Origin of the sequence: Mesorhizobium sp. C268A, assembly GCF_040324475.1 — a bacterium.
In the GTDB taxonomy this organism is placed as follows: Bacteria; Pseudomonadota; Alphaproteobacteria; order Rhizobiales; family Rhizobiaceae; genus Mesorhizobium.
In genome coordinates this window covers 3,104,164-3,124,303 of record NZ_JAMYVX010000001.1, presented here as the reverse complement: position 1 = coordinate 3,124,303, position 20,140 = coordinate 3,104,164, and the positions used below count along the sequence as shown (strand labels likewise).

16 protein-coding genes and 1 pseudogene are annotated in these 20,140 nt (G+C 64.7%); 11 read left to right on the top strand and 6 right to left on the bottom strand.

Going from position 1 to position 20,140, the window contains the following annotated elements; genetic code table 11:
- Nucleotides 1–134 precede the first annotated feature (134 nt).
- The 4 genes from NKL06_RS14970 to NKL06_RS14955 are packed head-to-tail and all read left to right on the top strand — an operon-like array spanning nt 135 to nt 3,431.
- Nucleotides 135–1,016, top strand: a complete 882-nt coding sequence (locus NKL06_RS14970) for a branched-chain amino acid ABC transporter permease (RefSeq protein ID WP_023671284.1) — start codon at nt 135–137, stop codon at nt 1,014–1,016.
- A complete protein-coding gene (locus NKL06_RS14965; RefSeq protein WP_023689192.1) occupies nt 1,013–1,975 on the top strand; it encodes a branched-chain amino acid ABC transporter permease in 963 nt (320 codons plus the stop codon). Before NKL06_RS14970 ends, NKL06_RS14965 begins: the two co-directional genes overlap by 4 nt.
- A complete protein-coding gene (locus NKL06_RS14960) occupies nt 1,972–2,697 on the top strand; it encodes an ABC transporter ATP-binding protein (protein ID WP_023693111.1) in 726 nt (241 codons plus the stop codon). The genes NKL06_RS14965 and NKL06_RS14960 overlap by 4 nt, the downstream gene beginning before the upstream one ends.
- On the top strand, nt 2,694–3,431 hold the full coding sequence (locus NKL06_RS14955) for an ABC transporter ATP-binding protein (protein ID WP_023693112.1): 738 nt from the start codon (nt 2,694–2,696) through the stop codon (nt 3,429–3,431). Before NKL06_RS14960 ends, NKL06_RS14955 begins: the two co-directional genes overlap by 4 nt.
- Nucleotides 3,432–3,556: 125 nt before the next feature.
- Here NKL06_RS14955 and NKL06_RS14950 read toward each other — a convergent pair whose 3' ends face one another.
- Both NKL06_RS14950 and pncA read right to left on the bottom strand, forming a co-directional pair.
- A complete protein-coding gene (locus NKL06_RS14950) occupies nt 3,557–4,924 on the bottom strand; it encodes a sodium:proton antiporter (protein WP_050587082.1) in 1,368 nt (455 codons plus the stop codon).
- An 85-nt stretch (nt 4,925–5,009) separates the two neighbouring features.
- Entirely contained in the window at nt 5,010–5,624 is a 615-nt protein-coding gene (gene pncA / locus NKL06_RS14945) for a bifunctional nicotinamidase/pyrazinamidase (protein ID WP_023683560.1), read from the bottom strand.
- A 283-nt stretch (nt 5,625–5,907) separates the two neighbouring features.
- Here pncA and NKL06_RS14940 point away from each other — a divergent pair, with 283 nt between their 5' ends.
- From NKL06_RS14940 to NKL06_RS14915, 6 genes are read left to right on the top strand one after another with little or no spacing between them, the layout of a single operon-like run.
- The gene (locus NKL06_RS14940; protein ID WP_023693114.1) at nt 5,908–6,771 is read left to right on the top strand and encodes an FAD binding domain-containing protein; all 864 of its coding nucleotides are present in this window, start codon (nt 5,908–5,910) and stop codon (nt 6,769–6,771) included.
- Between the two features lie 11 nt (nt 6,772–6,782).
- Nucleotides 6,783–9,746: a molybdopterin-dependent oxidoreductase gene (locus tag NKL06_RS14935; protein ID WP_031207703.1), complete on the top strand. Its 2,964-nt coding sequence runs from the start codon at nt 6,783–6,785 to the stop codon at nt 9,744–9,746.
- Nucleotides 9,743–11,284, top strand: a complete 1,542-nt coding sequence (locus NKL06_RS14930) for a hypothetical protein (protein WP_023693116.1) — start codon at nt 9,743–9,745, stop codon at nt 11,282–11,284. The genes NKL06_RS14935 and NKL06_RS14930 overlap by 4 nt, the downstream gene beginning before the upstream one ends.
- The gene (locus tag NKL06_RS14925; RefSeq protein ID WP_023693117.1) at nt 11,284–12,168 is read left to right on the top strand and encodes a UPF0280 family protein; all 885 of its coding nucleotides are present in this window, start codon (nt 11,284–11,286) and stop codon (nt 12,166–12,168) included. The genes NKL06_RS14930 and NKL06_RS14925 overlap by 1 nt, the downstream gene beginning before the upstream one ends.
- Entirely contained in the window at nt 12,161–12,745 is a 585-nt protein-coding gene (locus tag NKL06_RS14920; RefSeq protein WP_023693118.1) for an amino acid synthesis family protein, read from the top strand. Before NKL06_RS14925 ends, NKL06_RS14920 begins: the two co-directional genes overlap by 8 nt.
- Complete coding sequence (locus NKL06_RS14915) at nt 12,742–13,203, top strand: MarR family winged helix-turn-helix transcriptional regulator (protein ID WP_023671294.1); 462 nt, start codon at nt 12,742–12,744, stop codon at nt 13,201–13,203. The genes NKL06_RS14920 and NKL06_RS14915 overlap by 4 nt, the downstream gene beginning before the upstream one ends.
- Nucleotide 13,204: 1 nt before the next feature.
- Here the strand turns inward: NKL06_RS14915 and NKL06_RS14910 are convergent, their stop codons facing one another.
- A complete protein-coding gene (locus NKL06_RS14910) occupies nt 13,205–14,317 on the bottom strand; it encodes an aminomethyl transferase family protein (RefSeq protein ID WP_023693119.1) in 1,113 nt (370 codons plus the stop codon).
- 70 nt (nt 14,318–14,387) lie between these two features.
- Nucleotides 14,388–15,158: an ABC transporter substrate-binding protein gene (locus NKL06_RS14905; protein WP_023693120.1), complete on the bottom strand. Its 771-nt coding sequence runs from the start codon at nt 15,156–15,158 to the stop codon at nt 14,388–14,390.
- Nucleotides 15,159–15,355: 197 nt separating this feature from the next.
- On the opposite strand from NKL06_RS14905, the gene NKL06_RS14900 reads away from it, so the two are divergent.
- Complete coding sequence (locus NKL06_RS14900) at nt 15,356–16,246, top strand: SGNH/GDSL hydrolase family protein (protein WP_023689203.1); 891 nt, start codon at nt 15,356–15,358, stop codon at nt 16,244–16,246.
- A 22-nt stretch (nt 16,247–16,268) separates the two neighbouring features.
- On the opposite strand, the pseudogene NKL06_RS14895 reads toward NKL06_RS14900, so the two are convergent.
- A pseudogene (locus NKL06_RS14895) lies at nt 16,269–17,953 on the bottom strand (hydantoinase B/oxoprolinase family protein).
- Nucleotide 17,954: 1 nt separating this feature from the next.
- On the bottom strand, nt 17,955–20,039 hold the full coding sequence (locus NKL06_RS14890) for a hydantoinase/oxoprolinase family protein (protein ID WP_023693121.1): 2,085 nt from the start codon (nt 20,037–20,039) through the stop codon (nt 17,955–17,957).
- Nucleotides 20,040–20,140 lie beyond the last annotated feature (101 nt).

Below are 20,140 nucleotides of genomic sequence, written 5' to 3'. Positions count from 1 at the left end.
GAGGGTCGGCACGCAAGCTTCGCACTTTTGCGAAGCTTGCGAGACGGGGTGGGGGTCGCGACGGCCCGTGCCCAACCCCCACCCGACCGCTGCGCGGTCACCCTCCCCACAAGGGGAGGGTAAGGGCGCCCTGAATGCATTTCGGACCCCACCTCCTCCTCGCCGCCCTCGAAGGCCTTGTCACCTCCGCCGTGTTGGCGCTGACGGCGCTTGGGCTGTCGCTGGTGTTCGGCGTCATGCGCGTCGTCAACGTCGCCCATGGCGAGTTCTTCATGCTGGGCGCGGTGCTGGCCTGGGCGATCTCGACGGCGATACCCGGCCATCCCACGCTCGGCTTCCTGGCGGCGCTGGTGATTGCGCCGCTGATCGTCGGCGCCATTGCGCTGGTAGCCGAGCGGCTTGTGCTGCGCCGGCTCAATTACAATCCGGAAGCCACCATCGTCGCCACGATCGGCATGCTTTACATCATCCAGCAGCTGGCGTTGAGCTTCTATGGCCCGGAAGCGCGCCCGGTGGAGCCGCCCTTCAGCTACCGCATCCTTTTGCCCTGGTTCGGCTATTCCGGCTACAAGCTATCGATCATTGCCGCTTCGGCCCTTCTGCTCATCGCCACCTGGCTGGTGCTGACGCGCACCAAGATCGGCCTCATCATGCGCGCCACCCAATATGACAGCGAGACGGCGCAGGCCTTCGGCATTCCGGTCGACCGCGTCTATGCCGGCGTCTTCGGGCTCGGCGCCATGCTGGCGGCCATCGCCGCCGTGCTGATCGTGCCGATCAGTCAGGCGCATTATCTGATGGGACAGGACCCGCTGCTGTTGTCCTTCATCGTCGTCATCATCGGCGGCCTCGGCTCGCTGCGCGGCACCGTCGTCGCCGCCGTGCTGATCGGCCTGTCCGACGGCATCATCTCGGTGTTCTTTTCGCCGACTTTGGCCAAGATCATCGCCACGCTGCTGGTGGCCATGGTGCTGGTATTCCGGCCGCAGGGCCTGTTCGGGCAGGCGTCGCGATGAGCGAAGCTTCGCCGGCAAAAGCCTATGCATTGCATCTCGGCGTCATCGCGCTACTGTTTGCGCTGAGCTTCGTCCTGCCCGACTACCATCATGGCCTGCTGGCCCGAATCATGGTGCTGGCGGTGTTCGCCATGGGCTACAACATGCTGTTCGGCTATGTCGGCCTGCTCAGCCTCGGCCACGCCATGTTCTTCGCCGCCGGGCTCTATGGCGCTGGTCTCGCCGTCATCCATCTCGGCTGGAGCGTGCCTTTGGCTTTCCTCGCCGGCATCGCCTGCGGCGCGCTGCTGGCACTCGTGATCGGCCTGCTGGCGCTGCGCACCACCGGCGTCGCCTTCATGATCGTCACCATGATGTTCGCGCAGGTGTTTTACCTCGTCATCCTCTATTTCGCCGCCTGGACCGGCGGCGACCAGGGTCTGGTCGTGCCGCAGCCGGCGCGGGTTCTGGCCTTCGGCGCGACATCGCTCGACCTAACCAACCCGACCGTGCGCTACATGAGCGCGCTGGCGCTGTTCTCGGTCGTGCTGCTGATCACCCTCGCCATCGTCCGCTCCCGCTATGGCCGCGTGCTGGTCGCGGTGCGCGAGAACGAGGAGCGCACGAAAATGCTGGGCTACGACACCTTCTCCAACAAGCTGATCGCCGTCGTCGTCTCCGGCACCATCTGCGCCGCCTCGGGTGCGGCCTATGCGCTGCTGTTCGGCTATGTCGGCTCGAGCTTTGCCTCGGTGCAGTATTCCATCCTGCCGCTGCTCTGGGTGCTGCTCGGCGGCGCCGCCACGACGCTGGGCGCGCTGCTCGGCACGGTGTTCATGTACTATGTCATCGACACCGCCAGCGGCTACACCTCCGCCTATCTCCTGATCGTCGGTATTGCGCTCATCCTGCTGGTGCTGTTTTTCCCCAAAGGCATTCTGGGCACCATCCGCCAGCGCTGGCTCGGGTGGCTCCCATGATGCCGTTGCTGACCACGAAAGGCCTGGCGCGCAGTTTCGGCGGCCTGCGCGCCGTCGACGGTGTCGATTTTCAGCTGATGCCGGGCGAGATCCGCGCCGTCATCGGCCCCAATGGCGCCGGCAAAACCACCTTCGTCAGCCTGGTCAGCGGCCGCATTCAGCCATCGTCCGGCATGATCGTCTTCGACGGCGCCGACATCACCAGCCAGCCGGCCTATCTCAGGGTGCGCCGGGGCATCGCCTACACCTTCCAGATCACCAGCGTCTTCGCCAACCTCTCTGCCTACGATAATGTCGCGTTGCCGGTGCAGCGCACGCTGACCGATGGCCGCTCGAAAGGTGCGGTGCGCACCGGCGTCATGGCCGCGCTGGAACGCACCGGACTTGCCGGCCGCGCCCATATGCCGGCCGGCCAGCTTTCCTACGGCCACCAGCGCCTGCTGGAAGTCGCGATGGGCCTGGCGCTTAAGCCGCGGCTTTTGATCCTCGACGAGCCGACGCAGGGGCTGGCCGACAGCGAGATCGACAATTTCATCGGACTGGTGCGCGAGATTGCCAAGAGCGCCACCGTGCTCCTGATCGAGCACAACATGCCGGTCGTCATGCAGCTGGCCGACCGCATCACGGTCTTCAACGCCGGCAGGATCCTGGCCGAAGGCACGCCCGAACAGGTTCGCGCCAACACACAGGTGCAGGAAGCCTATCTGGGGACGGCGCCATGAGCGAAGCCCCCAAGACTGAGGCCCCCAAGACTGAAGCGCTGACCATCTCCAGGCTCGATTGCTTCTATGGCGAGGTTCAGGTGCTCTACGAGCTTGATCTCGTGCTCAACAAGGGCGAGGTGCTGTGCCTGTTCGGTCGCAACGGCGCCGGCAAGACGACGGCGCTGAAAGCAATCATGGGGCTGGTTCCGTCGAGCGCCGGCTCGATCCGGCTCGCCGGCAAGGAATTGACAGGCCTGCCGGCGCATGAGGTGCCCAAGGCCGGCGTCGCCTATGTACCGCAAGGCAGGCGGCTGTTCGCCGAGATGACGGTGGCGGAAAACATCGAGATCGGTCTGATGGCGCGCGGCAAGGGCAGAGCGACGCGCGAGAGCGTGCTCGATCTCTTCCCGCTGCTGCGCCAGCGGCTGCGCCAGCGCTCCGGCACTTTGTCCGGCGGCGAGCAGCAGATGCTGGCCATGGCCCGTGCGCTTTGCCTTGAGCCGCAGGTGCTGTTGCTAGACGAGCCGACGGAGGGGCTGATGCCGTCGATGATCGCCAAGATCCGCGAGACGGTGGTGAAGCTGCGTGAGCTAGGTGTCTCCACCATTCTGGTCGAACAGCGCGTCGACGCCGTGCTGTCCGTCGCCGACCGCGTCTGCTTCATCGAAAACGGCCGTAACCGCGAGACGGTGGATGTCGAACAGCTTCGCGCCGATCCGTCGGCGGTGCGCCGATATGTAGGCGTCGGCTAAGATTACCCTCCCCCTTGTGGGGAGGGTGGCTGCGAAGCAGCCGGGTGGGGGCGGCACCGACCCCCACCCGGACCTTCGGTCCGACCTCCCCACACGGGGTAGGTAAGGGCCCAGCGCCCTTCGCATCACGCAAAGAACAAAAAACCCGCAATCAGGAAAACCGGGATCAGCACCAGGCCCGACCACGCCATGTAGCCGAAGAAGCCCGGCATCTTCACACCGCGGTGTCGGGCAATGGCGTAGACCATGAAGTTGGGTGCATTGCCGATATAGGTGTTGGCGCCCATGAACACCGCGCCGGCCGAGATCGCGGCCAGCGTCGAGGCCGCCTCCGTCATCAGGTGCCGCGCGTCGCCGCCTGCGAGTTCGAAAAACACCAGATAGGTCGGCGCATTGTCGAGGAAGGACGACAGCCCGCCGGTCAGCCAGAAATAGGCGAGATCATTGGGCTGGCCGGTGGGTGACGTCACCAGCGCCACCAGCGGCGCCAGCGCGCCGTCATGGCCGGCGCGAAGGATGGCAATGACCGGCACGATGCAGATGAAGATGCCGGCAAACAGTTTTGCCACCTCCGCGATCGGGCCCCAGGTGAAGCCGTTGGCCTCGCGATGGCTCTTGAGGGAAACGACAAGCGACAGCCCGGCGAGCGCCAGGATGATGGCATCGCGCACCAGGTTCTGCAGTTCGAGGCCGACGCCGAGGATGGAGAAAGTCACGCCCGGCTTCCAGGCAGCTGAAAGCAGGATCGCGGCAATGACGCCGGCCAGCAACGGCAGATTGGCCAGGCCGCGAAGGCGCACCTTCGTATCCGGAGTCGGATCCTTGATCTTCGGCGCGCCGCCTTCACGGCGATGCAGCATGATGTCGATGGCCAGGAAGACAAGCAGCACCAGGCCGCCGGTAAACAGCGTCTCGAGCCAGAGGTTCGCCGACGTCCAGAAGAAGTCGACGCCGCGCAGGAAGCCGACGAACAATGGCGGGTCGCCCAAGGGCGTCAACGAGCCGCCGATGTTAGACACCAGGAAGATGAAGAAGATGACGACATGGGCGTTGAACTGCCGGTTGTCGTTGGCGCGCAGCATCGGCCGGATCAGGATCATCGAGGCGCCGGTGGTGCCGATCACCGAGGCCAGCATCGCCCCGACGAGCAGCAGCCCGGCATTGACCAGCGGCGTGCCATGGATGTTGCCGGCGACAAGGATGCCGCCCGAAATGGTGTAGAGCGCGAACAGCAGGATAATGAAGGACATGTATTCGGTGAGCAGCGTGTGCAGCACGGCTTCACCGGCTACCGGAACGCCGAATGCAACCATCAGCGGGATGACCGCCAGCGCTCCCCAGCCGGCGGCGATCTTGCCGTAATGATGCTCCCAGACATGGTGGAACAGCAGCGGTCCGGTGGCGATCGAGAGCAGCAGGCCGGCGAAAGGCAGCGCCCACCACAGCGACATGGCAGCATCGGGCAGGCCGCGGGTCTCGGCCGCGAAGGCCATTTGCGGAGACACAGCGGAAGCGAGTACACCTGCCGCGAAAGCCTTCCCCAACCGTGTGCAGCCCCCTCGATGCGTCACGATCCAGTCACTCCGAGATCGGGTCTTCGAGCTTCACCCCGGCATCGCGCATCCTCTTCAGCATCGCCTCGACCGAACCGTTTAGATCGATGCCGCGGCACGCGTCGAGCCGCACCGTCGTCTTGAAGCCTTGCTTGACCGCGTCGAGGGCCGAAAAGGCAACGCAGAAGTCGGTCGCCAGGCCAACCAGGGTCACACTGTCGATGCTGCGCTCCTTGAGGTAGCCGGCGAGCCCCGTCGGCGTCTTGTGGTCGTTCTCGAAGAAGGCGGAGTAGCTGTCGATATCAGGGCGAAATCCCTTGCGGATTACCAGCTCGGCCTTGGTCCAGGCGAGCCCCGAGTGAAAATCCGAGCCGAGGCTGCCCTGGATGCAATGGTCCGGCCACAGCGTCTGCGGCCCATAGGGCATCTCGATCGCGCTAAAGGGCTGCGCCCCCGGATGGCTGGAGGCAAAGCTCGAATGTCCGGCCGGGTGCCAGTCCTGCGTCAGCACGACATGCTCGGCATGCCGAATCAGATCGTTGACCAGCGGCACGATTTCGTCGCCGCCGGCAACCGCCAGTGCGCCGCCGGGGCAGAAGTCGTTTTGCAGGTCGATGACAACAAGCGCTTCGTCGGCCATGGCGCCTCTCCTCTTCTACGTCTCGAACGGGGGATCGAGTGAAATACGCCGCTGATGCGACCGGATGCTGAAACTTGACCGGATGGCCGCCTGCGTCAACCTCTGCAAGCGTAAGAAATGCTTGGCGGCCGGGTTCCCTTAAACTCCGGCTTTGACAATTTCCGCCAGCTTGATATCATTTGCATACGAATGAATTTGGCCTGATCAGACATTGGCGGGGTTCGGGAAGACCCCACCTTTTGAAGGTCCCAATGGGAAGGCCTATTTTTTTGGAAGGCAAAGCGTGATCCGTTACGCGAAACCCGCCACGCTCGACGAGGCGCTCGCTCTGCTGGGCGAGGGCGCCTGGCGCGTGCTTGCCGGCGGCACCGATTTCTATCCGGCGCAGGGCGCCAAACCGTTCCGCGACAATGTTCTCGATATTAACGGCCTGGCCTCGCTGCGCGGCATTGCCGAGACCGAAACCCATTGGGTTTTGGGCGCCCGCACCACCTGGACCGACCTTGTCCGCCATCCATTGCCGGCGGCTTTCGATGCGCTGAAGCAGGCCGCGCGCGAAGTGGGCTCGCTGCAGATCCAGAATGTCGCCTCGATCGCCGGCAATCTCTGCAATGCTTCGCCTGCTGCCGATGGCGTGCCTAGCCTGCTGGTGCTGGACGCCGAGGTCGAGCTGCGCTCTGCAGCCGCGACGCGTCATCTGCCGCTGCAGGAGTTCATTCTCGGCAACCGCCGCACCGCGCTGCTACCGGGCGAGCTGGTTGCCGCCATCCGGGTGCCGAAGCCCAGGGCCACCGGCACGTCGGCCTTCGTCAAGCTCGGTGCGCGGCGCTACCTCGTCATCTCCATCGCCATGGTGGCGGCGCGCCTCGTTGCCGAGAATGGCATGGTCATGGAAGCCGCTGTCGCGGTCGGGTCCTGCTCGGCCGTCGCCAGGCGGCTCGCCGCTGTCGAAGCGGTGCTGGTGGGCAAGCCTGTCGGCCCGGCACTCGCCGATGCGCTCCTGTCCGCGCCGATGGCCGAGCTCTCGCCGATTGCCGACGTGCGCGGCAGCGCCGAATACCGGCTCGACGCAGCGCGCGAGCTTGTCGCCCGCGCCGTGCTGAGGGCTTGCGGGCTGACGAACGACAACAGCATGGTGGCGGCATGAGCCACTCTGAGATGATTGAAGCCCTGCCCGACCTCGTGCCGGGCCTCGGCATCGAGCGCGCCGAGATCGCCTTCGCCGTCAATGGCGCCGCCGTCTCGGTCAATGTGCCGCCGCTGCGCCGGCTGTCGCAGGTTTTGCGCGACGAATTGCAGCTGACCGGCACCAAGGTTGGTTGCGATGCCGGCGATTGCGGCGCCTGCACGGTGCTGGTCGACGGCGACGCCGTCTGCGCCTGCCTGATGCCGGCGGCCTCCGCAGCCGGGACGTCCGTAACGACCGTCGAAGGCCTCGCCGATGGCCGGCTCTCGGCTCTGCAGGCGTCCTTCCTGGCGCATGGCGCCGCGCAATGCGGCATCTGCACGCCGGCGCTGCTGGTCGCGGCAACGGCGCTGCTGGATGGCACGCCGAATCCGACCGAGACCGAGGTGCAGGATGCGCTGGGCGGCATCCTCTGCCGTTGCACCGGCTACAGAAAGATCATCGCGGCAGTGATGGATGCGGGACGGTTCGAGACGTCGACCGACGGCGCTGCCCCTCATCCGCCTGCCGGCACCCTCACCCCGTATAGTGACGGGGAGAAGGGAAGTGCTCCAGCGCCAACGCTCCCCGCTCCCCGTTCTTCACGGGGAGAGGGTAAGGGTGAGGGGCAGCGCCAACGTCATTCGTTGGAATTCAACTTTGAACGTAGAATGCCAACCACAGGGAATGCTGTAGGCGCCTCCCCGGTCCGGCTCGACGGCGTGCCAAAAGTCACCGGCGCTGAAAAATTCGGCGGCGATGCCTTTCCCGCCGATGCGCTGGCCGTGCTGGTGGTCCGCTCGCCGCATTATCATGCCGGCTTCGCCTTCGGCGACCTGGAGGGCTGGGTGAAGTCGCATCCCGGCATCGCCGGCGTCTTCACCGCCGCCGACATCCCGGGAAAAAACTGTTTCGGCGTCATCGGGCCGTTTGCCGACCAGCCGGCGCTGGCCGAAGGCTTTGCGCGGCTGCGCGGCGAGGCAGTGGCGCTGGTCGCCGGCGAGCGCGAGGCCATGCTCGATCTCGACCTCCAGGATTTCCCGGTCCGCTGGACCGAGCTGCCGCATTTTCTGCAGCCCGGCGACGCGCAGGCAGAAGGGGCGGCGCTCATCCACGCGAACCGCCCGGCCAATTTGTTGACCAAGGGCTTTGTCGAGCGCGGCGACCCCGAGGCGGCGCTTGGCGAGGCTGCTTACACGGTGTCCGGTGCCATCGACACCTCCTATGTCGAGCACGCCTATATCGAGCCGGAAGCCGGCCATGCCTACATGGACGGCGACACGCTGGTCGTCGTCGCCTGCACCCAGGCCCCCTATATGGACCGTGACGAAACGGCAAAGGTGCTCGGTCTTGCCGTCGACAAGGTGCGCATCGTGCCGACCGCGACCGGCGGCGGCTTCGGCTCGAAACTGGACGTGTCGCTGCAGCCGCTCATCGGCCTTGTGGCACTGAAAACCGGCCGGCCGGCGGCGCTTGCCTACACCCGCACCGAATCGATGATGTCGACCACCAAGCGCCACCCCGCCGAGATGAAGGCGACCATCGGCACTGACGCCGAAGGCCATGTCACCGGCATGATCTTTTCCGGCGATTTCAACACCGGCGCCTATGCCAGTTGGGGGCCGACTGTCGCCAACCGCGTGCCGGTGCATGCCTCCGGTCCCTATGCGACGCCGAATTACCGCGCCGAAGGCCGCGCCATCCACACCCACGGGCCGATTTCCGGCGCCTTCCGTGGCTTCGGCGTGCCGCAGGCGACGATCATGCAGGAGACGCTCTATGATGAGCTTGCCGGCAAGCTCGGCATGGACCGGCTCGATTTTCGCCTGAGAAACTGCCTTCGGAACGGATCCGAAACGGTTACCGGACAGCGACTGGAGTCGGGAGTCGGTATCTTCGAGTGCCTCGACTCCTTGCGGCCGCATTGGGCTCGCGCGAAGGTCGACGCAGATACATTCAACAATGCCAATACGAGCAAAAGGCGCGGCGTCGGCATCGCGTCCTGCTGGTATGGCTGCGGCAACACCTCGCTGCCCAATCCGTCGACCATAAGGGTCGGTATCTCGCCGGAGGGCGAGGTCATCCTGCACCAGGGCGCCGTCGATATCGGCCAGGGCTCCAACACCGTCATCGCCCAGATCTGCGCCGACGCACTCGGCCTGCCGCTGGAAAAATTCAAGCTGAAGAGCGCCGACACCGCGATCAGCCCCGACGCCGGCAAAACATCGGCCTCGCGCCAGACTTTTGTCACCGGCAAGGCGGCCGAGAAGGCCGGCCGCGCCTTGCGCGAAAAGATCCTGCGTTTTGCCAATGTCTCGGAGAACGCGAGCCTGCAATTGGACGGCCCGGCGATCGTCATTCGCGAGGGCGAAGCCACTCGGCGCATCGATCTCCCCGCCCTCGATGTCGATGCGGACGGCTACGTCTTCCGCGCCGAGGAAACCTACGACCCGCCGACGCTGCCGCTCGACGCCAAGGGCCAGGGCAAGCCTTACGCCGTCTATGGCTATGGCGCGCAGATCGCCGAACTGGAGGTCGACCTCAAGCTCGGCACGGTGAAGCTCTTGAAAATCACCGCCGCGCACGATGTAGGCAAGGCGATCAACCCGCTTCTGGTCGAAGGCCAGATCGAGGGCGGCATCGCGCAAGGCATCGGCATGGCGCTGATGGAGGAATACATCCCCGGCCGCACCGAGAATCTGCACGACTATCTCATTCCGACCATCGGCGACGTGCCTGAGATCGAGCACATATTGATCGAGGTTCCCGATCCCGAGGGGCCGTTCGGCGCCAAGGGCCTGGGCGAGCATGTGCTGATCCCGACCGCACCCGCCATCCTCAATGCCATCCGCCACGCAACCGGCCTTCTCATCACCAAGGTTCCGGCGACGCCGACGCGCATCCGCGCCGCCATCCGCGAAAAAGATGGCATCGACGACAAGGAGGCACGCCGATGAGCGAGCTTGCCGAACGCTTCGAAACCCACGATCCCGGCGAAAAGCTGGTGGCGGAAAAGATCCGCTGCGATGCCTGTCCGGTCATGTGCTACATCGCCGATGGCCGCACCGGGGCCTGCGACCGCTACGGCAATGTCGGTGGCCGCATCGTGCGTATGGACCCGCTGACCATCCTCGACCATGCGGCAGAGAGCGGCGCCGCGGTCGTGCCTTTCACTGCCGAGGGCGAGCAATGGGACGGCGAACTGGTCAACACCGGCCGCCGCTTCGTCACTGCAATCGGCGCCGGCACCACCTATCCCGACTACAAGCCGGCTCCCTTCATCGTCAGCCAGGAGGTCGAGGGGGTCGATCTGGTGACCGTGGTCACCGAAGGCATTTTTTCGTACTGCGGCGTCAAGGTGAAGATCGACACGGACCGTCATCTCGGCCCCGAAACGGCAATCGTGCGCGCGCAAGGCGAGCCGATCGGCCACGTCACGACAGGCGAATATGGCTCGCAGATGCTGTCGCTGGGCGGCGTGCATCATCTGACCGGCGGCTCCAAGGCCGAAGGCCGGGCAACCTGCGACGCGATGCTCAATCTGTGCAACCGCAAGCCTGTCGAACTGACCATCGACGGTGGCGCCACCATCATCGTCGAAGCCGGCAAACCACCTGTCATCGACGGCAAGCAGGAACATCGCATGCGCGTCGGTTGCGGCTCGGCCACCATCGGCATGTTCGCCACGCAATGGCGCGGCCTGGTCGACGAAGTGGTGGTGGTCGACGACCACATCACCGGCGTCGTGTCGGAGCATCAAGCCGGCAAGGTGCTGGGCTGGCAGGATACGGGGATAAAAATCATCGGCCGCCGTTCGACGCCGGGCCGCTACTTCAAGGTCTCCGAGCCCGGCCTCGGCTGGGGCGGCACAAGCATTTCCGACCCGCTGTCGATCCTCGGCGAATGGAATTCCAAGAAGGGCGCGCGTCCTGGCCTGTCGCTGTTGATGGTGTCGACCACTGGCGAGCAGTTCGCCTATTACGAGCTCGACGACGAGTTGAAGCCTGTGGAAAAACCGTTCCCGGACCGGTTGCAAAAATCGGTCGGCCTGATCGAGGACAATTGCGAACCGGCGCTCTGCACCGTGCTGTTCATCGGCGGCGCCGGCGGGTCGCTGCGCGCCGGGGTCACCGAAAACCCGGTCAATCTCACCCGCTCGGTGCAGGGCTTGAAGACCTATGTCACCGTCGGCGGCGCGCCGGTCTATGTCTGGCCGGGCGGCGGCATCACGCTGATGGTCGACGTCACGCGCGTGCCGGAAGGCGCGTTCGGCTATGTGCCGACCCCGGCCCTGGTGGCGCCGATCGAGTTCACGCTGCGCCGCGACGACTATGTCAGGCTGGGCGGCTACGAGGCCGAGATACGCAGCGTCGAGGATATTGTTGCCAAGGGCGGCGAATACCTCAATCCGCGTCGCGGCTCCGGGGCTGCCTGTCAAAATCCATGGCCGCCGCTGGCGCAGTTGCGCCGCGCCGGCTCGAACGGGGCCGCGTGATGCAAGGCCCGCAAGTCCACTGGCTGCAGGACGGCAAGCGGCTGCACCTCAACCACGGGCCGATCGACCTGATCGTCGAGGCCTTTGGTGAGGCGGCTGAGTGTCGTGCCGCCTACGATCAGGCGATCGAGCGCTTCCAGACGATCCTGATCGAGTTGGTCGAGGAGCTTCCCGAATTGCGGCTGCCGGCATTTTTCCTGGCGCCGCGCACCTTCGCCGGCCCGACCGCGCGGCGCATGGAAGCAGCCGTCATGCCCTTGGCGGAAAGCTTCATCACGCCGATGGCCGCCGTCGCCGGATCGGTAGCCGACGAAATGCTCTCGGCATTGCTTGCAGGCCGCAGACTCGACCGCGCCTATGTCAACAATGGCGGCGACAGCGCACTCCACATCGGCAAGGGCCAGTCGATGAACCTGGCGATCGCCGGCACCGGCAACGGCTTGGCCGACCGTCTCACCATTCGCTCGGCGGACGGCGTGCGCGGCGTCGCCACGAGCGGCTGGCGCGGCCGTTCGTTCTCGCTTGGCATTGCCGACGCCGTCACCGTGCTCGCGCGCACCGGCGCCGAGGCCGATGCGGCCGCGACACTCATTGCCAACGCCGTCGACCTGCCCGGCAATCCCGCCATCAAGCGCATTCCCGCGCAGGACTTGGTGCCCGACAGCGATCTCGGTGCACGGCTGGTGACACAAGCCGTCGGCATGCTCGCGCGTGGCGATGTGGAGCGGGCGCTGGACAATGGCCTTGCCGTCGCCGAAGATTTTCGCCGGCGCGGCCTGATTGCCGCATCGGCGCTGTTTCTAGGCGGGGAAGCCCGCATCAGTGGTTCCATGGCGCTTGCCGCGCCCAACAAAAGTCCAGGGAAGGAAGTTGCCCATGCCTGAGTTTCCGATCCGCAAGATCGCGGTTCTTACCGAAGAGATCTTTCACGATGGCGGGCCGGTCGCTGCTCTGCCGCGCCGCCGCGCTGCAGCCGTGGCGCTGGTGAAGAACCCGTTCGCCGGCCGCTACGTCGAAGAACTGCAGAGCGCCATGGACGATCTGAAGCCGCTTGGCCTGCTGCTCACCGACAAGCTCATTGCCGCATTGGGCGGCGACATCAAGCAGATCGACGCCTACGGCAAGGGCACCATTGTCGGCTCGTCGGGGGAGCTGGAGCACGGCGCGCTGTGGCACGTTCCTGGCGGCTACGCCATGCGCGAGCGGCTGGGCGACGCCAAGGCGATCGTGCCGTCGGCAACCAAGGTCGGCGCCTTCGGCTCGCGGCTTGACGTGCCGCTCGGCCACACCAACGCCGCCTATGTCCGCAGCCATTTCGACGCCATGGAGGTCGGCCTCAGCGACGGGCCGCGTGCCGACGAAATCCTGTTTTGCCTCGCCATGAGCTGCGGCCCGCGCGTGCATGACCGCATGGGCGGCCTGGCTGCAGGCGACATCAAGGTCTGGGATGGCTTGCGATGAGCGGCGGGGACAATCTGCTGAAACTGGTCGAGGCCGAAGAGCCCGACGAACATGATTACCGCCTGCAGGAGCAGGTCGGCTTCATCCTGCGCAAGGCGCATCAGCGCCATGTCTCGATCTTTGCCGCCCAGATCAGCGACCTGACGCCGCCGCAATTTGCTGCACTTGCCAAGCTGCACGATGTCGGCGAGACCTCGCAGAACCAGTTGGGCACGCTGATCGCCATGGACGCGGCGACGGTCAAGGGCGTCATCGACCGGCTGAAGGCGCGAGGCCTGGTAGACCTGACCAAGCACGAGGTCGACAAGAGGCGGCTGCTGGTCAACCTCACGCCAGAGGGACGCGAGGCGATCGAACGGCTGATCCCGTTGGCCCGCGCCATCACCCAGGAGACACTGGCGCCGCTGACGGCCAAGGAAGCGGCCACGTTTATGCGGCTGCTAGCGAAGTTAGCCTGATTTAGGCCCGCAGCCGAGCGCCTTCAGGATCGAAGAATGGCATCGGCGCCACCACCGCGCGGGTCGGCTTGCCGTCAATGTCGATGCTGAGTTCGGTCCCGATGGCGGTGAACGGCAGCCGCAAATGCGCCGTCGCCAGAACTTTGCCTAAGGAATAGCCGTGATCGCTGTAGGTGACGACGCCGGCATCCTCGCCGTCGGCGAAAACCCTGGCATCCGCGGCCGGCTTGTCACCGTCGAGAATCAGCCCGGTCCAGCGTTCGTCGAGCCCCTTGTCGCGAATTTTGAGCAATGCCTCGCGGCCGATGAACTCGCCCTTGTCGAACTTGATCCAGCGATCGAGCCCGACATGGAAGGGCGTACGGCTCTCGTCCATGTCGATGCCATGCGCCGGATAGGCCTTTTCCAGCCCGAGCGTGAACATGGCCAGCACGCCGTATGGCTTCAAGCCGAAATCGCGGCCGGTCCGCATCAGCGCGTCCCAGACGGAAGTCGCCTCGTCCGCCGGCACGAACAGTTCGAAGCCGAGCTCGCCGGTCACCCCGGTGCGTGAGATCAGGACTTTGGTCTCGCCGACGCGCCCTGAAGTGAACGCCCAGCGTTTCAACTCATCGAGATCGGCATCCGAAACCAGTGCTTGCAGCAGCTCGCGTGAGCGCGGCCCCTGTATGGTCGGGAAGGCGACGGCCGCGGTGATGTCGGTGACATAGGCCTTTCGCGCTTCAGCATGATGCTGCAGCCAGGGCAGCATCTTCAGCCGGTTGACCGAACCGGTCACCAGCATGAAATGCTCCGATCCCAGCCGGAACACGGTGAGGTCGTCCATGATGCCGCCATCGTCGCGGCAGACGGTGGAATAGCGCACCTGGCCGGGGCTCATCGCGGCCGCATCGTTGACGATAACGTGGTTGACCAGCGCCTCCGCTTCCGGCCCCTTGATGTCCATCTTGCCCATGGTGCTGAGATCCTGCACGCCGACTTTCTTGCGCGTGTTCAGATGCTCGTCGGCGATGCCGGAATAAGTTTTGGCCGAGACGAAGTCGCCGCCGACTCGGCCCATCGTGGCGCCGAGGCCAACGATGCTGGTGTAGAAAGGGGAGCGCCGCTCAACCAAGAAACTTCTCCGTCATCTCATGAAAACGGCAGCGCCTGATGGCGCTGCCGAGGTAGGAGCGGTGAAGGGGTTAACTTCCGTAGACGTCGAACGAGAAGTATTTGTCGTTGATTTCCTTGTACTTGCCGTTGGCACGCAGGGCGTCGATGGCGGCATTGAACTTGTCGGCCAGTTCCTTGTTGCCCTTTTGCAGGGCGATGCCGACGCCGGGTCCATGAATGGCCGGATCAGCGGTGAGCGTGCCGAGCAATTTGCAGCAGGCGCCATCGGGCTTCTTCAGCCATTCGGTCAGGATGATCGAGCCGTCCATCATCGCGTCGAGCCGGCCATTGGCCATGTCGGTGCGGGCGTCGTCGCCGGTCGGATACGCTTTCACGGTCGAGCCGGAGTATTTCTGCTCGGCGAAATTCTGGTGGATGGTTGCGCTCTGCACGCCCAGCACCTTGCCCTTCAGATCGTCCGGCGATGTGCCGGCGATGGTCGAATCCTTCGGCACGGCGATGGCCGGCGGCGTCTGGTAATATTTGTGGGTGAACTCGACCTTCTCGGCCCGTTCCGGCGTGATGGTGATGTTGATGATGGCGTCGAACTTGCCGGCCTGCAGCGCCGGAATGGAACCATCGAAATCCTGTATGGAGAATTCGCACTCGGCCTTCATCTCGGCACACAGCGCCTTGCCGAGGTCGATGTCGAAGCCGCCCAGCGTGCCGTCCGAATTGGCATAGTTGAAGGGCGGATAGGCGCCCTCGGTCCCGATCCTGAGTTTCTCGGCGGAGGCAGCACCGGTCCCAAGCAGCAGGGCGGTGGAAGCGGCAAGCACGAAACGACCGAAAAGATGCATGTTCTGGTTCCCCGTTGATAGGCGAAGTTTATGGGCTTTTACTGTTGCCACGGAGACGGAAGCGACATGCTCTGCGGCGATCACGGCGCGGCAAGCCGTCCTTCCCCAGGAATCTTACTGTGATCTAAATTACAGACCGATCATGGACATGGGCGCATGCTCAGCTGGAAGTAGACGGTCGTGGGAGGGACCTGGGGATGGACCAGCAGGAATTCGTGCAGGAAGCCGCGCAGCGGCGCATAGACGACGACATCGCCAAGCGCATCAGGGTTCACCAGGCCAACATCGAGCGGCTCGAAACCGCAAGGGAAAGCGCCGGCAATCTCGAGGCGGCCGTCGCCAACCGGCCGCTGGTGATGCTGGCGCAGGGCGATTCCTGGTTCGACTATCCGCTCACCGGCAACGGCTTTCCGTTCGTCGACACCGACGTGATCGCGCAGCTGCGCCGCATCGGCTCGATGCCGCCGACCATCCTCAACCTTGCCCATCATGGCGATGCGGCGACCGACGAGATGTCGCTGCCCAAGCAGCAGCGCATGATCGCCGCCCTGCGCAACAAGGCCAACTGGCTGGACGGCAAGCCCGATGCCATCCTGTTCTCTGCCGGTGGCAACGACATTGCCGGCGACCAGTTCTGCATCTTCCTCGACTTCAATGACGGCCACGCCCCCGGGCTGAACAAGAACCGCTTCACCAAGGCGCTCGGCATGGTCGAGGCCTGCTATCTCGATTTGTTCGCGCTGCGCGACCGCGTCGCGCCAGGCGTGCCGATCTTTGGCCATTGCTATGATTTCCCGATCCCGAACGGAGCGCATCCGTCCTGTGTCGGCCCGTGGCTGAAACCGTCGCTCGATTTCTGCAACTGGACGGTCGCCAAGGGCACGGTCATCGTTCACGACGCGCTGGCGGCGTTCCGCGATGTGGTGAAGCGCCTGGCCGACGATCCCAACAACAATTTCCATCTGGTCGACACGCAGGGAACGTTGAAGGTGGCCGACTGGGCCAACGAACTGCATCCCGATCCCGCCGGCTTCAAGAAGATCGCGCAAAAATTCGCCGATGCGCTGAAGGCCAAGCTGCAGACCTGACGCGGCTCGGGCCTGTCGGCTGTCAGGTTCCGAACAGCTCTTTGGCTTGTTCATCGGTGTAGTAACCAAGTCTGATGTCTTCGGCGACCAGTTTCGGGTCGCGCTGACGCGGATCGCCATAGCCGCCACCGCCCGGCGTGCCGACGCGCACGCGGTCGCCGGCCTTGAGCGCGATGTCCTGCTCCTTGGACAGATGCGGCGGCACATGTGCCTCGCCGTCGCGGAATACGGTCACCGTGTTCACCGCGCCGTCCTTGCCGCCGAGCGCGCCTTGCGGGCCGAAACGGCCATGGTCCATGACGAAGGACGCGCGCGCTTCGCCTCGCAAGATCTCGACCTCATAGGCGAGGCCGAAGCCGCCGCGCTGCTTGCCGGCGCCGCCCGAGCCTTCGCGCAAGGCATAGTGGCGGTAGAGCACAGGAAACGCCTGCTCCATGATCTCGACCGGCGGCGATTTGGAAATGCCGATGGTCGAGCAGCCATTGGTCAGGCCGTCATGGCCTGAATTGCCGCCATAGCCGCCGCCGGAGATCTGATACACATCACATAGTCGCGGCCGCGCGCCGGATCGTTGCCGCCCAGCGCGAAATTGCCGCTGGAGCCGGCGGGCGCGGCCGTCACCTTTTCCGGCAGCGCCTGCACCATCGCCGCGAACACCGCCTCGGCGATGCGCTGCGAGACTTCAGCCGCACAGCCGGAGACGGGACGCGGGTATTTGGCGTCGAGGAACGTGCCTTCCGGCCGCTTGACGATCAGCGGCTCGAAAGCGCCGGCGCTGATCGGCACATCAGGGAAAATATGGCGCATGGCGAGATAGACCGACGACAATGTCGTCGCCAGCACGCTGTTCATCGGCCCGGCACAGGGTTTTGACGAACCTGTGAAATCGAAGGTCAGCGTATCGCCCTTCTTCTCCACCGCGAGCGCGATGGTCAGCGGCTCGTTGACCACGCCGTCCGAGTCGACAAAGGCCTTCGAGCTGTAGGTGCCGTCGGGAATGGCGGAGATGTTGGCGCGCATCTGCTCGGCGGCGCGGCGACGCAGTTCGGCGATCGCCCCGACGACGGTTTCGTCCCCGTAACGATCGAGGATTCCATTGAGCCGGTCCTGACCGATCAGCAGTGCCGCGGCTTGCGCCCTTATATCGCCGATGCGCTGGTCGGCGACGCGGATGTTGGAGCAGATGATGGCGTAGATTTCGGTGTCGAGCACGCCCTTCTTGAACAGCTTGACCGGCGGCAGCCGCAGGCCTTCCTGCTCGACGGCTGTGGCGGAGGCGGAGAAGCCGCCCGGCACCGAGCCACCGATATCGGGCCAGTGGCCGGTATTCGATAGCCAGCAAAATATCTTGCCGTCGCGGTAGACCGGCATGGCGAAGCGCACGTCCATGAGATGCGTGCCGCCGAGATAGGGATCGTTGACGATGTAGATGTCGCCCGGCTCAGGCGGCAGGCAACGGCCGTCGGCGATCATCTCGATCACCGTTTTGGTCGAATACTGCATGACGCCGACGAACACCGGCAGGCCCTGGCTGCCTTGTGCGATCAGCGAGCCGTCGACGGCCGAGTAGATGCCGTCGGAGCGGTCATTGGCTTCGGCGATGACCGGCGAGAAGGCCGCGCGGGAGAAAGTGAGATCCATCTCGTCGCAGACCTGCTGGAGGGCAGCCTGCAGGACCGAAAGCGTGATGGCGTCGAGCTTTTGCATCTCAGGCCTCGCCGATATCGATGATGATGTTGCCGTCGGCGTCCGATCTTGCGCGGTCGCCGGGTTCGAGCACGGTGGTCGCATCCATCTGTTCGAGGATCGCCGGCCCTTCGATGACGGCATCGAGCGGCAGCTTTTCACGCGCATAGATCGGCGTATCGTGCCAGCGTCCGGCATACCAGACCGGCCTGATCTCGCGCCGTGCCTCGTCAAGCGTCTTTGTACGTCCGGCCGGGTCGATCAGCCGTGACAGATCGATTGCCGGCCGCACGCCCGTCACCGACGTGTTGAGGTTGACCAGATTGGCGCGGATCTCCGGCAACTCGACCTTGAAGCGGGCGAAATAGGCTTTTTCGAACAGCGCCTGCAACTCTTGCCTTGTCACCGATGAAGACGGCAGCGCCACGTTGATGATGTGGGTTTGGCCGACGAACTGCATGTCGGCAGAGTGCGTGACGCGGATCGTTTCCGGCTTCACCGCTTCCTTGCCGATCAGTTCCTCGCCTTCCCCGCGGTGACGTTCCAGCACCTCGCGAAGCCTGGCTTCATCGAGCACGGCGACCGGCTGGTTGATGGTGTTGACGAAGTCATGGCGCAGATCGGCCACGACGCAGCCGAGCGCATTGGTGATGCCCGGACGCGCCGGCACCAGCACACGGGGCAGGCCGAGTTCGCGCGCCAGGGCGGAGGCATGCAGCGGCCCGGCGCCACCGAAGGCGAACAGCGCGAAATCGCGCGGATCATGGCCGCGCGACACCGAGACCATGCGGATGGCGCCGGCCATCTTCATGTTGCCGAGGCGCAGCACCGCGCCCGCCGCTTCGACGCCGGAGAGGCCGGCGGCCTTGCCTATTCTGTCTTCGAAGATCCCGGTGACCCGCTCGACGGTGACCGGATTTTCGACCGCCAGCAGCTTCTTCGGCGCCAGCCGGCCCAGCACCAGATTGGCGTCGGTGATGGTCGGCTCGGCTCCACCACGACCGTAGCAGATCGGGCCGGGATTGGCGCCGGCACTTTCCGGGCCGATCTGGATCAGCCCGGCCGCATCGACCCGGGCGATGGAGCCGCCGCCGGCACCGACCGTATGCACCGCCACCATCGGCACGTGGATCGGCATCGCATATTCGATCTCGATCTCGTTCGAGACGGCGGGCTCCGCATTGCGGATCAGCGCCACATCGGTCGAGGTGCCGCCCATGTCGTAGGTGACGAGGTTTTCAAAGCCGGCGCGCTTGCCCGTATAGGCGGCGGCGATGACACCCGAGGCTGGTCCGGACATCACGGTCTTGGCCGATTCCCTGGTGACGAAACGGGCCGAGATCATGCCGCCATTGCCGTTCATGATCAGGAAGTCGCGGGCGTAACCTTTGGCGGCCAATTCCTTGCGCAGCCGCTCGACATAGCGCTCGAGGATCGGCTGCACCGAGGCGTTGACCGCGGCGGTCACGCCGCGCTCGAATTCGCGGGCTTCCGACAGCAGCGCATGGCCAGTCGTGATGTAGCCGTTCGGCCAAAGCTCGGCGGCGATTTCGGCCGCGCGCCGCTCATGCGAAGGGTTGGCGTAGGAATGCAGGAAATGGATGACCAGGGACTCGCAGCCGGCCCCGATAAGCGTCTTCACGGCGTCGCGCATCTCGGCCTCGTCGAGCGGCGTGCGCACCGCGCCGGATGCTTCGACGCGCTCCGAGACTTCGAGCCTGAGATCGCGCGGGATGATCGGAACGAAGGTGCCTGTCATGCCATAGGGCTGCGGTCGGGTCCGCCGTCCCAACTCGATCACGTCGCGAAAACCGCGTGTGGTGATCATGCCGGTTTTCGCCAGCCGGCGTTCCAGAACTGCATTGGTGGTGGTGGTCGTGCCATGCACGATGAGGTCGATGCCGTCTATGGCAAAGCCGGTGGCGCCCAGCGCTGAAACCACGCCGAAAGCCTGGTTGTCGACGGTGGTCGGCGTCTTGGCGATATGCACCTTTCCGCCATCTTTGCCGTCGATCAAAATGAGGTCGGTGAAGGTTCCGCCAACATCGATGCCGGCAACGACGTGACCCAGGGAATCCGGTTGTTGCACCGAAAAATTCTCTTTCATTGTCGAAATCCGAAATGGCGGAACTACGAATATGCCGCAGTTTGGAAAGCTGTTTTAGCGTGGTATCTTGACACAAATATCGTTTGTATACTAATAAATTT

What these genes read in the sequence shown, in the direction of transcription:
- NKL06_RS14925 (WP_023693117.1), top strand. Translation starts at nt 11,284, where the DNA reads ATGCAAGGCCCGCAAGTCCACTGGCTGCAGGACGGCAAGCGGCTGCAC.
- NKL06_RS14955 (WP_023693112.1), top strand. Translation starts at nt 2,694, where the DNA reads ATGAGCGAAGCCCCCAAGACTGAGGCCCCCAAGACTGAAGCGCTGACC.
- NKL06_RS14960 (WP_023693111.1), top strand. Translation starts at nt 1,972, where the DNA reads ATGATGCCGTTGCTGACCACGAAAGGCCTGGCGCGCAGTTTCGGCGGC.
- NKL06_RS14950 (WP_050587082.1), bottom strand. Translation starts at nt 4,924, where the DNA reads ATGGCCTTCGCGGCCGAGACCCGCGGCCTGCCCGATGCTGCCATGTCG.
- NKL06_RS14935 (WP_031207703.1), top strand. Translation starts at nt 6,783, where the DNA reads ATGATTGAAGCCCTGCCCGACCTCGTGCCGGGCCTCGGCATCGAGCGC.
- NKL06_RS14930 (WP_023693116.1), top strand. Translation starts at nt 9,743, where the DNA reads ATGAGCGAGCTTGCCGAACGCTTCGAAACCCACGATCCCGGCGAAAAG.
- NKL06_RS14970 (WP_023671284.1), top strand. Translation starts at nt 135, where the DNA reads ATGCATTTCGGACCCCACCTCCTCCTCGCCGCCCTCGAAGGCCTTGTC.
- NKL06_RS14915 (WP_023671294.1), top strand. Translation starts at nt 12,742, where the DNA reads ATGAGCGGCGGGGACAATCTGCTGAAACTGGTCGAGGCCGAAGAGCCC.
- NKL06_RS14900 (WP_023689203.1), top strand. Translation starts at nt 15,356, where the DNA reads ATGGACCAGCAGGAATTCGTGCAGGAAGCCGCGCAGCGGCGCATAGAC.
- NKL06_RS14920 (WP_023693118.1), top strand. Translation starts at nt 12,161, where the DNA reads ATGCCTGAGTTTCCGATCCGCAAGATCGCGGTTCTTACCGAAGAGATC.
- NKL06_RS14890 (WP_023693121.1), bottom strand. Translation starts at nt 20,039, where the DNA reads ATGAAAGAGAATTTTTCGGTGCAACAACCGGATTCCCTGGGTCACGTC.
- NKL06_RS14905 (WP_023693120.1), bottom strand. Translation starts at nt 15,158, where the DNA reads ATGCATCTTTTCGGTCGTTTCGTGCTTGCCGCTTCCACCGCCCTGCTG.
- pncA (WP_023683560.1), bottom strand. Translation starts at nt 5,624, where the DNA reads ATGGCCGACGAAGCGCTTGTTGTCATCGACCTGCAAAACGACTTCTGC.
- NKL06_RS14965 (WP_023689192.1), top strand. Translation starts at nt 1,013, where the DNA reads ATGAGCGAAGCTTCGCCGGCAAAAGCCTATGCATTGCATCTCGGCGTC.